This is a genomic window from Ochrobactrum sp. AP1BH01-1, assembly GCF_018066705.1.
Lineage (GTDB): Bacteria > Pseudomonadota > Alphaproteobacteria > Rhizobiales > Rhizobiaceae > Brucella.
On record NZ_JAGPOU010000002.1, the window covers coordinates 388,293 to 401,877 of the forward strand.

Here is a 13,585-nt window from a genome sequence, read left to right on the forward strand (position 1 = left end):
CCGCCACAAAAAAATGCACCCAGGCGCTGTTTTTTCACCGGAGCCAGGCGGTAATCGTCGTTGCACAAAGAAAAACCGGAGCCAGAAACCCCGGAGCGAATACGTTTGTACTCTCTAGCGCCCATCCTCACATAAAGCCATGTCGAAGCTCGAAATCCACAGCTTCCGAAATGGCGAATGGTCGCAAAAGAAAAGGCCGAGCCCGAAGCCCGGCCACAATCACATAGTCATTTGAAGATCAGAGAACAACCACTTCGGTGCCGAGACCGACGCGCTCGTAAAGATCCATCACATCCTCATTGATCATGCGGAAACAGCCGTTCGAAGCCGAGCTGCCGATGGTCCAGGGCTGAACAGTGCCGTGAATGCGGATATAGGTGTCCTTGTTCCCCTGGAACAGGTAAAGGGCGCGAGAACCAAGCGGGTTGCCCGGACCACCATCCATACCGTTCTTGAAGCGCCCATAGTGAGCCGGATCACGTTCGATCATTTCCTTGGTCGGAATCCAGCGAGGCCATTCACGCTTCGCGTTGATTGTTCCGGTACCCTTGAATTCCAATCCCTGCTTGCCGACAGCAATGCCATAGCGACGCGCCGTCGATGATGTTTCTACGAGGTAGAGGAAACGCTGTTTCGGGTCGATCACGATTGTGCCGGGCTTATAGCCGGTAAAAGCTACTTCCTGTGCGCGGAACTTCGGATCGATGTTGTACTTGCTGGCTTTTACCGTATTGCCGCTCTTGGAAGCCTTTTTCTTTTTCGGCTTTTCAGGGTTGGCTTTGGTATCGCTCGAAAGAGCTACCTGCTGAACGGATGCGGCAGCTTCGTTGAGCTGCGCTTCAGCGCTTACCGGCGAAGCTGCAAATGCCGGAGCAGTCGCCCCAATGCAGAGACTTGCAATACCTGCCATCAGAATACGGCGTGAAAACATGTTCGGTTCCCGAAAAATCAAGCACAAGGGAGAAATGTCTGCCGCATCATTTGCGACCAGACTTTCGCCCTGCTTACTGCAAAGCGATCTGGTTCTCAATTCGGTGCCGCCGTTCTGCAATGCGATTCGGGGCCGCCTATTGCCTACCTGCAACACTTTGCAGCGCGACAGTTAACAAAAAGAAAACCGGCCGCAAAGGCCGGTTTTCAGATTGGATTCATTTTGCGCGTTTTTTACTGCGAGCTTGGAACCGGATTGGCCGGGGTTTCCGGGACAGCCGGTGCCTGTGGCTGCGTAGCATCAGGTTGCGTTGTCGGCGCCTCAGTACCTGGAACCGCAGGTGCCGTCTGATTTGCGTCCGGACGCGAAGACTCACCACCCAGCTGGTTAAGAATACCGCCACCGTTTCCACCGGCAGGTGCCGTCTGGCTACCGGTTGCTGCCGGAATACGGTTGAGGATGTCGGTAGGCTTTTCGCCGTAGCGCGCCATGATGCCTAGGATAAGCGACGTGGCAAAGAAGCCGATCGCAAGAATGGCCGTCGTGCGGGTCAGCGCGTTGGCTGCGCCGCGAGCCGTCATGAACCCCGAACCTCCGCCAATGCCAAGGCCGCCGCCTTCCGAACGCTGGATAAGCACAACGCCGACAAGCGCCAGCACGATCAACAAGTGAATGACAATGAGTACGGTCTGCATGGGTTACGGTCTTTATATCCTAAAACTAGAGCGGCTCTTTACACGCTATTGTCCGATAATCCAAGCCCCGAGACCAAGATAGACAGACGTGAAACGCCAGTTACAAATTACGATAGGTTTCGCATATGGCGAGAAAATCATTCGCCTTCAAGCTCGCACCACCGACAAGCGCGCCGTCCACATCCGCGACGCCGAGCAACTCCAACGCGTTTGAAGGCTTCACCGAACCGCCATAGAGCAGCCGAAGATGCGCACCTTTCGTGCCGAAACGTTCTATCAGTTGTTCACGCATGAACGCATGCGCAGCGCGCACGTCCTGCACCGTCGGCGTCAAACCCGTACCGATCGCCCAAACCGGCTCATAAGCGATGATCGTATTCTCGGCATTGACGCCGTCTGGCAAAGACCCAGCGAGCTGCGCGCCGATAACATCCAGCGTACGCTCCGACTTGCGCTCGTCCGCTGTCTCGCCAACACACACGATTGCGATCAATCCTGCAGCCCAGGCCGCTTCGGTCTTGGCGCGAACGATCTCATTGCTTTCATGATGATCGGTCCGTCGCTCGGAATGTCCAATAATGACATGTGTGGCGCCTGCTTCCCTGAGCATCTCGGCAGAGATATCGCCTGTATGCGCGCCCGATACTTTATGATGGGCATCCTGGCCGCCAAGACCAACGGTCTCACCTTCGAGCGTTTCCGCCGCACGAGAAAGAAGCGTCGCAGGCACACAGATGACTGCATCGAGCTTGCGTCCGAGATCGGAGCTGAGACCGGCAGCAATCGCGCGCAGTTCGGTCAGGGCTTCTCCCGTGCCATTCATCTTCCAGTTGCCAGCAACCAGCGGACGGATTCCCGGAGTCATTTCATTCTCCTCGCCTGTTCAAAACAGCTGACGTGATCACAACCCAAAAGCGGACCAGCGCCAAAATTTGCCACTGACTAAGCGTATTCGTTCTGCAATGCAAATGTTCTTAGGCTTGTTCATGCAATGAGACCTTGCATATAGGGCTGGCTTGAGGTTATCCCCTGACTGGCTCTATCTATAAAAGCCGAGCTTAGATTTGTTCTTGAAGGGTTTCCAATGCTCGACAGCCTGCGTTCCGCCGCTCAATCCTGGGTCGCCAAACTTCTGCTTGGCCTGCTTGTGCTGAGCTTTGCGATCTGGGGCATCTCAGATGTCTTTCGCGGTGGCCTGTCAGGCAATGCCGCTTTGACTGCTGGCGGGTCCGAAGTCAGCGCCACTGATTATCGCTTTGCCTATGAGCAGCAGATGATGCGCCTGTCTCAACAGTTTCGCCAGCGCCTGACGCGCGAGCAGGCAAAAACGCTCGGCGTCGAAAATCAGGTGCTCGCCCAGCTCGCAGCCGGAGTGGTTCTGGACGAAGGCGCGCGCAACATGCAGCTTGGTCTTTCCAAGGACGGAATTGCCCGGCTGACTGGCGAAGATCCGGCTTTCCATGATGCGAGCGGGAACTTCAGTCGCGCACAGTTCGATGCCGTTCTTCGTCAGTCCGGCATTCGCGCGCAGGATTATCTTGACAATCGCGCGAAAGTGGCTCGCCGCCAGCAGATCGTGGAAGCGGCAACGGACGGCATCAAGCTTCCGAACGCGGCATTGAAGGCATTGGCCCTTTATCAGGGTGAAACCCGCAGCGTCGACTATGTAACCATTCAGGCTGAAAAGGCCGATACTGTGCCTGCTCCCTCCGATGAGGCGCTCAAGACCTACTTTGACGCGCACAAGGACGAATACAAGGCGCCGGAATACCGGAAGATCACCTATGTAAAGCTGGAGCCGGCTGACATAGCCGATCCATCCGCCGTCACGCAGGATGAAATCAACGAATATTATGAAAAGAACAAGGACCGCTTCAGCACGATCGAAAAGCGCACTGTCGAGCAGTTGAATTTTGCCGATGATGCAGCGGCTGAAGCTGCCCAACAGAAAATCGCCGCTGGAACGAGCTTCGTTGACATAGGCAAGGAACAGGGCAAAACCGAGGACGACCTGAAGCTCGGTACGTTTGAAAAATCCGCCATTCCCGACCAAGCCGTGGCCGATGCAGCATTTGCGCTAACGGAGAATGGTGTTAGCCCTGTCGTAAAGGGAAGCTTCGGTCCGGTCATCCTGCGGGTGACACAGATCGAGCCAGCTCATGTGAAGCCGCTGTCAGAAGTTGAAAGCGAAATTCGCACCACACTTGCCAACAACATCGCAGCAAGCAGCATAAGCGGCATCCATGACTCCTATGAGCAGGAACGCTCCGACGGCGCGTCCATGGCAGATGTGGCAAAGAAACTGAGCCTGAAGACTGTCACCGTGGAAGCCATTGACGCCGAAGGAAACGATCCTTCCGGCAATCCTGTCCAGCTTCCGAACTCGGAAGCGCTCCTTTCCGCTGCGTTCCAGGCAGATCAAGGTTTTGACAACGACGCCCTGACAATGGGCAATGTCGGCTATCTCTGGTATCAGGTTGATGGCATCACCCCGACACGTGACCGTACGCCTGACGAAGTCAAGGATAAGGTTGTGGCTGCGTGGAAGGGCGAAGAGGCTGTCAAACGGCTCAACCAGCGCGTGGAAGAACTGAAGAAGCGTCTGGATGGCGGCGCAACACTCGACACGATTGCTTCCGAACTGGGCATTGAAAAGCAGACCAAGCGCGGTGTTGTTCGCACGACCAACGATGCCGATATCGGAACTGCTGCCGCAGCGCAGATTTTCCGTGGCGCTAACGGCTTCACTGGCAGCGCTGCCGCGCCTTCGGATGATGCCCAGATCTTGTTCAAGGTTACGGAAGTAACCGAACCTGCCGCCGCTGGCCCGGAAGCCATCCCGGAACAGCAGCAGAAATATCTGTCGACGTCGCTGTCGGACGACGTTCTCGAACAGTTGGTGGGTGAATTGCAGAAGCAATATCCTGTTAAGATAAACCAGACCGCCATCAATAACGCTTTGGCGTTTTAAGGACGGTAGGTATCCAAAATGGCTGATCTAAAACCCTATATTGCGAAAGCTGCTGCTGGAGAGCCGCTTTCGCTCGAGGATTCCAGGGCTGCTTTCGACATCATGATGTCTGGCCAGGCAACGCCGTCGCAGATCGGCGGACTGCTGATGGCACTGCGCGTTCGTGGTGAAACAGTACCGGAAATTGCCGGTGCCGTTGCCTCCATGCGCTCGCGCATGCTGGGAGTATCCGCTCCCGACAATGCAATCGATATAGTTGGAACCGGCGGTGACCAGTCCGGCTCCTACAATGTTTCCAGCTGCTCGGCATTTGTCGTTGCGGGCGCGGGTGTTCCTGTCGCCAAGCATGGCAACCGCGCCCTCTCCTCCCGCTCTGGTGCAGCCGATGCATTGGCCGCGCTCGGCATCAATATTGAAGCCGATGCTAACACGATCGGCCGCAGCATTACCGAAGCCGGTCTTGGTTTCATGTTCGCGCCGATGCATCATTCCGCCATGCGTCATGTCGGCCCCTCCCGGGTCGAACTGGGCACACGCACCATCTTCAACCTGCTTGGCCCCCTTTCCAATCCAGCCAGTGTCAAGCGCCAGCTTGTGGGGGTATTTGCGCCGCAATGGCTCGTGCCGCTGGCAGAAGTGCTTAAGGAACTGGGTTCCGAAGCGGCTTGGGTTGTCTATGGCGATGGGCTTGACGAAATGACCACCGCTGGCACGACACAGGTGGCGGCCCTCGAAAACGGCCAAATCCGTACGTTTGAAATCACTCCCGAAGAAGTCGGACTTCGTCGTTGTGACCCGGCGGAACTGAAGGGTGGCGAGGCTACGGCAAACGCAAACGCCCTGCTGAGCGTACTTGAAGGGGCCCAGAACGCCTATCGGGAGATAGTGCTGCTTAATTCGAGTGCGGCGCTCGTCATAGCTGACAAGGCGAAAGACCTGAAAGAAGGCATCGCACTCGCAGCGCAATCCATCGATAGCGGTGCAGCACTTGGTGTTTTGCAGAAGGTGATTGCCGTGTCGAACGACAAGACCGCCTGACGGAAGGATCTAACTATGTCCACCGATATCCTACGCAAGATCGAGGCTTACAAACGCGAAGAAATCGCCGCTGCCAAGGCCGAGCGTAGCGTGGCCGATCTAAAAGCACGCGCTCTTGATCTGGAAGCACCGCGCGGCTTTCTCAAAGCACTTGAGGCGAAACGCGCCGCTGGCGAATTCGCGCTGATAGCGGAGATCAAGAAGGCAAGCCCCTCAAAGGGCCTTATTCGCCCTGATTTCAATCCCCCTGCACTTGCAAAAGCCTATGAGGCTGGTGGCGCGGCATGTCTCTCCGTGCTGACCGACGCGCCATCTTTTCAGGGAGCGCCAGAATTTCTGACTGCAGCCCGCAACGCATGTGGCCTCCCGGCCCTGCGCAAAGATTTTCTGTTCGATACCTATCAGGTGCATGAAGCCCGGAGCTGGGGCGCAGACTGTATTCTGATCATTCTTGCAAGCGTCGATGACGATCTGGCGAGAGCGTTGGAAGAAACCGCTTTCGAACTGGGTATGGACGCACTCATTGAGGTGCACGATGAGGCCGAGATGGAACGCGCGTTGAAGCTGTCATCGCGTCTTCTCGGCGTTAACAATCGCAATCTACGTACATTTGACGTTGATCTCGCCGTTTCAGAACGTTTGTCGAAGATGGCTCCGTCCGACCGTTTGCTCATTGGCGAAAGCGGCATATTCACGCACGACGATTGCTTGCGTCTGGAACAATCGGGCATTGGAACGTTCCTCATCGGGGAGAGCCTGATGCGTAAGGCAGACGTTACGGCGGCGACCCGTGAGCTCCTGACCGGCAAGGCCTGATCTATGGCGTCCAAACTCACCCATATCGACCAGACCGGCGCTGCCAACATGGTGGATGTTGGCGCCAAGGACGAGACTGAACGTCTGGCTACGGCCGAGGGGTCGGTCAAAATGAAGCCGGAAACGCTGGCGCTCATTCTGGAAGGCAACGCCGCGAAGGGTGACGTCATCGGCGCTGCGCGTCTGGCCGGCATCATGGCGGCGAAAAAGACCGCCGACCTGATCCCCCTTTGCCATCCGCTCATGCTAACCAAAGTCGCTGTAGAAATCGAACCGGACCAGACACTGCCCGGCTTGCACGTTCGTGCACTTGCCAAGCTCAAAGGTCGCACTGGTGTGGAAATGGAAGCGCTCACCGCCGTTTCAGTTACCTGCCTCACGATCTATGATATGGCCAAAGCGGTCGACAAGCATATGGAGATCGGCGGCATCCGCGTTATCGAAAAGAGTGGCGGCAAATCAGGTGACTGGAAAGCGTAGAGCGCACTTTGCTTTGGATCAATTTTTCAAGACAGGCTTTATGCTCTAAGCGGGTCAACAATTCACTTCGAGAGGAAACACCATGTCCCTTCTCCCTGTCGATGAAGCACTGGCCCATATTCTGAAATCCACAGAGCCGCATGGGACTGAGCAGGTCGCTTTGTCAGATGCGGGTGGACGTGTCGTTGCAACGCCCGTGCTGGCCCATTTTCTACAGCCTCCGTTTGACGGTTCAGCGATGGACGGCTACGCCCTGATCGCACCAGACAGCATCGCTTATCCCATCGAGTTCGATATCATCGGCGAATCGGCAGCGGGCAATCGTTTCGACGGCGAATTAGGGATCGGACAGGCAGTCCGTATTTTCACAGGCGCGCCATTACCCAAAGGCGCCGACACAATCGTCATTCAGGAGCACACCGAGCGCTCGGGCAACCGGTTGACTGTCCGCGAAGGCATAGAGCCGGGACGGCATATACGCCGCGCGGGCCTCGATTTTTCGCCCGGCAACATCGTCATTCCAACAGGGCGCGAACTGGATGCCGCCGCCCTTTCGCTAGCAGCTGCCAGCGGCAATGCGAAAATCGACGTATTCAAAAAGCCCAAGGTAGCAATTATTGCCACCGGTGATGAACTTGTGCCTCCAGGGGAAATACCCGGGAAGGACCAGATCGTTGCATCGAACAGTGTTGGAATTGCCGAGATCGCGAGGCGGGCCGGCGGAACTTCGCAAGATAAAGGGATCATTCCGGATGATCCCGCGAAAATCGAACAGGCAATAGAAGATAGCCTGCAAAGCGGCATCGACATTCTGGTTACGATTGGCGGCGCTTCAGTCGGTGACCGGGATTTCGTGCATGGCGCGCTGCAAAAACTTGGAGTCGATCTCGATTTCTGGAAGATCGCCATGCGGCCCGGAAAGCCATTGATGTACGGACGCATCAAAGTGAACGGCAAGCTCGTTCACGTCATCGGCCTGCCGGGCAATCCCGTTTCGAGCCTGGTCTGCAGCCTTGTTTTTCTTCGGCCGCTCGTCGCCAAGCTTGCTGGAACTAACCTCGATGCCGATATCCGGCCCGCAAAGCTGGGTACTTCCCTGCCTGCAAATGATCACCGCCGCGACTATATCCGCGCCACAATCGAATCACACCCCGATGGAACCCTGATCGCATCGCCTTTTCCCGTGCAGGATTCGTCCATGTTGTCCGCTCTGGTTCGCTCCAAAGCCCTTCTCATCAGAGATGAGAACGCTCCTGAATCCGCTATCGGCGATGACTGCCGCATCCTCATGCTATAAGCGCCACGCCGCGTTATGGGCTCACCTAAACGTTAAGAACTCATCCTAAGTTAACGTATAATATAGATTTTTCAGAATATCGTCTGACCTGCGGCTTATTGGAAATCGGGCGTCGGAGCATCCTGTCTTTCCTTCCCTGAAGCATTAACGGTTTTAAAACCATTGCAGAACAAGACTGGAACATATAGTGTTCGTTCTGGTTTTGTTTTTCTCGATTCTTGGCCGGGAGGGTGTCGCGCATGTTAACCCGTAAACAGCACGAGCTTCTGCTTTTCATTCATGAACGTTTGAAAGAAACGGGCATTCCGCCCTCCTTCGACGAAATGAAGGAAGCGCTCGATCTGGCTTCAAAATCGGGTATCCATCGCCTGATCACCGCTCTTGAGGAGCGTGGTTTTATTCGCCGCCTGCCGAACCGGGCGCGTGCGCTTGAGGTTCTGCGTTTACCGGATTCAATCGCTCCTGGACTCAATGCGCAGAAGAAGTTTGCGCCTAGCGTTATCGAAGGCAGTCTGGGCAAAGCACCGCCTGCGCCGGCTCGCCCTGCCCCTATAGCCATCAACGACGACACATCCGCCACCGTGTCCGTACCGGTCATGGGGCGGATTGCTGCGGGTGTGCCCATTTCGGCTATCCAGAATCAGACCCATTCCCTCAGTCTTCCGCCCGAAATGATTGGCGCGGGCGAGCATTACGCGCTTGAGGTCAAGGGAGATTCAATGATCGACGCTGGAATCTTCGACGGAGACACGGTGATCATCAAACGCGGAGATTCTGCAAATCCCGGTGAAATCGTAGTAGCTCTGGTTGATGACGAAGAAGCAACTTTGAAGCGCTTTCGCCGCAAGGGTGCCTCCATCGCTCTCGAAGCGGCTAACCCCGCTTATGAAACGCGGATATTCGGTCCCGATCGAGTGCGGGTACAAGGCAAGCTTGTCGGTCTGATCCGCCGTTATTAGAATAGTGATAGCCGGTTTAAGAGATAGGCCGCGCGTAAGATAATAGATGGAGCGGTTGGGTTGAAACAGAATCGAGATGCCGCTCTAGATCAATCGCAGTGCGTTGGTTCATCGCCTGCGTGTGATGAACAGTCCGCCACCTTTTGAACAACTGCGGATTTTGGTTTGTACTCGCGTTCGGCCAAGCCGCGCGCTGCACGCGAATGGATGCGATGCAAATGCCAAAGGCGGCTTGGTACATCAACAGCATAGGTAATTCGGTCGCGCGGCTGCAAATCGGACGTCTGCTGGCTCATTTTGGACTTCGAAGATTCACGCGATTTTCCTATTGCAACCGCGATAGAGGGACTCTCATCCCGTCGTTGTCCAAGTCTGATTTCCACGGCTCCCTTCAACGCCAGATCGCGTTTGCTGATGCTGACAATAACTGAGCGATGGCACGCGACATCCAGGCCCGGAACAGCGAGAATGACCACATCCCCAATGTTGCAGGCTATCTCCTGCATTGAGGGTTCTCCGGTATAGGCAAGCGTGCGACCGTCACGCAAAGTAATCGTGCACACGCCCTCGTCACACTCGAAACCATCGAAACCGGCCTGTTTTTTGTTTTTAACCGAAGCCGGGGGGACGAATTCTTCGACCAGATAAGCGGTTTTCCAATTGTCGCTTGTGAACTGTGAGGGTCGATTTCGATTAACCGCGAACCGTCCATCCGTTAACCGGACGCCTACTAGTTTGGCATCTTCAGATATTACGATGTCAGGAAAAGGCTCCCGGATGAAAACTGTCAGCCCAAGAACGATAAACGGCAGCGCGAGAGCTTTCAGTCTGGTGGAAAGCACGACCGCGAGAACCAGCGCAATGGTCCACAAAACAAGCGCAAGCGCGGGCATGGTTCCCGGATTGCCATCCGGCGACCACGCCGCGACGAAGGCAGCAATGTGCCTTACGGCGAAAATACCCCACCCCATTATCTGCAAGGGGACCCAATCGAGCTGCAAAGGCATCAGCACAAGACCGAAGACGGCAAAGGGCATCACAAGAAGAGCTATTACGGGTTCAGCCAGAACGTTTCCGACCAGCCCCAACGGTGCAGTGTTATTGAAATGATAAGCGGCAAAAATTCCGCTCGCCAGCCCGGCAATGAGCGAGGTGGCCGCCGCTGCCGCGACCGGTTTCAATATCCGTGGAACAAAGCCATAGGCGGCCTTCTCACGCTTCTCTGCAACGACATGCCTGCGTGCATTGCGTTCGCTCCACCAGGCATATCCGGCGATCAACGCAGCAGTGGCAGAGAACGACATCTGAAAACTCGGTCCCAATATCTCATGCGGCGAAAGGGCGATCATGGCGAGCGCCGCGATGGCCAGATTGCGCATACTGATGGCAGCGCGATCCACCAGCAAGGCTCCAAGCATAACCGCGATCATCACATAGCTTCGCTGCGCAGCGACGTCCGCGCCTGACATGGCAAGGTAGAAGGTACAGCTTAGCAGGGAGAGAAATGCCGCGTATTTCTTCACCGGATGCCTAACGCTGAAAGCAGGAAACAACGCGAAAGCGGATCGTAGCGTCAACATGACAACGCCAGCGGCGAGCGCCATATGCAAACCCGAGATCGACAGAATATGTGCAAGGCCTGCCTTGCGCAGATCGTCATTGGTTTGCTCGCTGATCCCTGCACGGGTGCCTGCCACGAGCGCCGAAGCGACACTACCGTCCTCCCCTCCGATCACCTCCTCGATTCGTTCAGAAACCCGGACCCTTAGCATTGCGATCCACTGGGACATTTCCGCTGTCAGTTCAGCTGGTGGGGGAACCATCGCCACTTTTGGGGTTCCAAGAAAGAACCCGTTGGCACCGATGCCATTGAAATAAGCGTGAAAAGAGAAATCATAATTGCCGGGACGAACCGGACCTGAAGGGATGCGCAACCGCGCAAAACCGGTCAACCCGCTGCCAATTGCTGTTGTCGCCGGTATGTCTCTGGCATTGATGCGAACGCGCTTCGGCGGAAACCGGAGTTTCGGGCGCTCCGTTTGGAGCACCTCTAACGTTATTCGCCAACTGCCATTATCCTGATAATCAAGGGCAACAACCCGGCCTGTCAGTCGCGTCGCCACATCGGAGCCGAGCATTGGCGTGGCGCGACGTTCCGTTTCCCATTTTCCAGCCACAAGCCCTGCTAACAGTGCGACTGCCAAGGTCATGGCTTGGGCGGCCGCGAAATGCCTGCGTGTCGCAATGCGCACGATGAGAGCAATCGCGAACATGGATAGAAGCGGAGTCCATGCAGGTTCGAACGAGAGTGTGAAATAGATAATCGCGCCAATGCCGGCAAAAACCGGAAGCAAAAGAAAGAATACGCCACGTCCAGCTTCCGTTTCGACTGCAGTCTTGATCTGCCTGCCTGTGACCGACGCTATAGACAAAAGCCGTTCACGCAGGCTCATCACCGGAGGCTTGTCCGGTAATGAGGTTACTGAGATTTCGGCTTCACTTAGAGGCCAAGCCTCTGGAAACAGAGCGCGCAACGAGCCATCAGGCATGCTTTTGACAAGCGCCCGTTCGTTAGCATCGCTCACTTCCCTGATGCCTGTCATGCCCCCGCCTGACCGCAAAAGTTGGCCTACGCCGTCGAAGTACCCCGAAAGAACGACAGCACATCAGTGCGAAAGGGGTGCGAAGCCCTTGCGCACATTGCTGCCTATGCTACATGAACCGCAGCTGAAATCGAGTGAGTTCGTATAAAGAACCGCGATTACCTGCCGGGTTGTCTCGCGCAGGCATCGGAATTCAAGTTGCGCCTGTGTCTCCGGCATTCGCCGCTGCTTTAGAATGGCGCACGACATAGTGGAGCTATCATGTCGAAACCGGTCGTTACCCGTTTTGCCCCTTCGCCCACGGGGTATCTGCACATTGGCGGTGCGCGCACTGCTTTGTTCAACTGGCTTTATGCCAAGCACAACGGCGGCAAGATGCTGCTGCGTATCGAAGACACCGACCGGGAACGTTCCACCGACGCCGCGACGGCTGCCATTCTCGATGGGCTGACCTGGCTGGGTCTGGATTGGGATGGTGAAGCCATCTCGCAGTTCGAGCGCGCGCCTCGCCACCGAGAAGTTGCGGAAGAGCTCGTCGCTCTTGGCAAGGCCTATTATTGCTACGCCACACCAGAAGAACTGGATGAAATGCGCGAGAAAGCGCGGGCCGATGGCCGTCCGCCGCGCTATGATGGTCGCTGGCGTGATCGTGATCCGTCTGAAGCACCTGCAGGCGTAAAGCCGGTTATCCGCATCAAGGCGCCGCAGGAAGGCGAAACCCTCGTGCAGGATGCCGTGCAGGGCGATGTGCGCTTCCCGAACAAGGATCTCGACGATTTCATCATCCTGCGCTCCGATGGCACGCCCACCTACATGCATGCGGTCGTTGTCGACGATCACGATATGGGCGTGACGCACATTATTCGCGGCGACGATCATCTGACCAATGCCGCAAGGCAGACCGTCATCTACAACGCGATGGGCTGGGACGTGCCGCAGATGTCGCATATCCCGCTTATCCATGGTGCTGACGGCGCAAAACTCTCCAAGCGTCACGGCGCTCTGGGTGTGGACGCCTACCGTGCGATGGGCTATCTGCCTGCGGCCCTGCGCAACTATCTCGTGCGCCTCGGCTGGAGCCATGGCGACGACGAGATCATGTCGACCGAACAGATGATCGACTGGTTCGATGTGAAAGACATCAACAAAGGAGCAGCCCGTTTCGATTTTCAGAAGCTGGAGGCGATCAACGGCGTCTATATGCGCGCCAGCGACGACCGGGCGCTCTATGATGCACTTGTTGCTGTTCTGCCGGAGATCGAGGGTGGCCAGGAAATTGCCGATGCGCTGGACGATAAGCGCAGCGCACAATTGCTCGCCGCGATGCCTGGCTTGAAGGATCGCGCCAAAACTCTGGTGGAGCTTGCTGACGGATCGAAGTTCATCTTCGCTGCTCGTCCCCTAGACCTTGATGAGAAGGCAGCCTCCCTCCTGAATGACGAAGGTCGTGGTGTACTCAAATCCGTACTGCCGGATCTGGAAGCAGCGACCGATTGGACGGTCGATTCTCTCGACGCCGTTGTGAGGACTCACGCCGAAAAGACCGGTCTGAAACTCGGCAAGATTGCACAGCCCTTGCGCGCGGCACTGACCGGTCGCGCCACCTCTCCGGGAGTGTTCGACGTGCTTTTTGTTCTTGGACGGGAAGAGTCCCTCGGGCGTATTCGCGATCAAATCGTTTAAGGTGGGAGCATTCACGCTGACGTGACAAAAGCGGCGTAAATAGTTCAAATTACGCATTGCATCGCAGACCGTTTGGGATAGTTTGACGAGCAAAATCGTTAGGATAATGCGT

General features: G+C 56.1%; 11 protein-coding genes. 7 read left to right on the forward strand and 4 right to left on the reverse strand.

Annotation, left to right across the window (positions count from 1 at the left end; genetic code table 11):
- Positions 1–238: 238 nt before the first annotated feature.
- The 3 genes from J9800_RS07215 to tpiA all read right to left on the reverse strand — a co-directional run bounded on the left by J9800_RS07215 (position 239) and on the right by tpiA (position 2,491).
- Positions 239–931, reverse strand: a complete 693-nt coding sequence (locus J9800_RS07215; RefSeq protein ID WP_112591686.1) for a L,D-transpeptidase — start codon at positions 929–931, stop codon at positions 239–241.
- A 233-nt stretch (positions 932–1,164) separates the two neighbouring features.
- Positions 1,165–1,626, reverse strand: a complete 462-nt coding sequence (gene secG, locus J9800_RS07220) for a preprotein translocase subunit SecG (RefSeq protein ID WP_114215290.1) — start codon at positions 1,624–1,626, stop codon at positions 1,165–1,167.
- A 100-nt stretch (positions 1,627–1,726) separates the two neighbouring features.
- A complete protein-coding gene (gene tpiA, locus J9800_RS07225) occupies positions 1,727–2,491 on the reverse strand; it encodes a triose-phosphate isomerase (protein WP_114215289.1) in 765 nt (254 codons plus the stop codon).
- 219 nt (positions 2,492–2,710) lie between these two features.
- On the opposite strand from tpiA, the gene J9800_RS07230 reads away from it, so the two are divergent.
- From J9800_RS07230 to lexA, 6 genes are all read left to right on the forward strand, one after another.
- The gene (locus J9800_RS07230) at positions 2,711–4,597 is read left to right on the forward strand and encodes a peptidyl-prolyl cis-trans isomerase (protein ID WP_114215288.1); all 1,887 of its coding nucleotides are present in this window, start codon (positions 2,711–2,713) and stop codon (positions 4,595–4,597) included.
- Between the two features lie 18 nt (positions 4,598–4,615).
- The gene (gene trpD, locus J9800_RS07235; RefSeq protein ID WP_112591679.1) at positions 4,616–5,635 is read left to right on the forward strand and encodes an anthranilate phosphoribosyltransferase; all 1,020 of its coding nucleotides are present in this window, start codon (positions 4,616–4,618) and stop codon (positions 5,633–5,635) included.
- A 15-nt stretch (positions 5,636–5,650) separates the two neighbouring features.
- Positions 5,651–6,451 (forward strand): indole-3-glycerol phosphate synthase TrpC, encoded by an 801-nt coding sequence (gene trpC / locus J9800_RS07240; protein ID WP_114215287.1) that lies wholly within the window; start codon positions 5,651–5,653, stop codon positions 6,449–6,451.
- A gap of 3 nt (positions 6,452–6,454) precedes the next feature.
- Positions 6,455–6,931: a cyclic pyranopterin monophosphate synthase MoaC gene (moaC, locus tag J9800_RS07245; protein ID WP_114215286.1), complete on the forward strand. Its 477-nt coding sequence runs from the start codon at positions 6,455–6,457 to the stop codon at positions 6,929–6,931.
- An 82-nt stretch (positions 6,932–7,013) separates the two neighbouring features.
- A complete protein-coding gene (locus J9800_RS07250; RefSeq protein ID WP_210845681.1) occupies positions 7,014–8,228 on the forward strand; it encodes a molybdopterin molybdotransferase MoeA in 1,215 nt (404 codons plus the stop codon).
- Positions 8,229–8,467: 239 nt separating this feature from the next.
- A complete protein-coding gene (gene lexA / locus J9800_RS07255; RefSeq protein WP_114215284.1) occupies positions 8,468–9,187 on the forward strand; it encodes a transcriptional repressor LexA in 720 nt (239 codons plus the stop codon).
- 89 nt (positions 9,188–9,276) lie between these two features.
- On the opposite strand, the gene J9800_RS07260 is transcribed toward lexA, so the two are convergent.
- On the reverse strand, positions 9,277–11,790 hold the full coding sequence (locus tag J9800_RS07260) for a ComEC/Rec2 family competence protein (RefSeq protein ID WP_114215283.1): 2,514 nt from the start codon (positions 11,788–11,790) through the stop codon (positions 9,277–9,279).
- Positions 11,791–12,051: 261 nt separating this feature from the next.
- On the opposite strand from J9800_RS07260, the gene gltX reads away from it, so the two are divergent.
- Positions 12,052–13,473, forward strand: a complete 1,422-nt coding sequence (gene gltX / locus J9800_RS07265) for a glutamate--tRNA ligase (RefSeq protein ID WP_114215282.1) — start codon at positions 12,052–12,054, stop codon at positions 13,471–13,473.
- Positions 13,474–13,585: the final 112 nt, after the last annotated feature.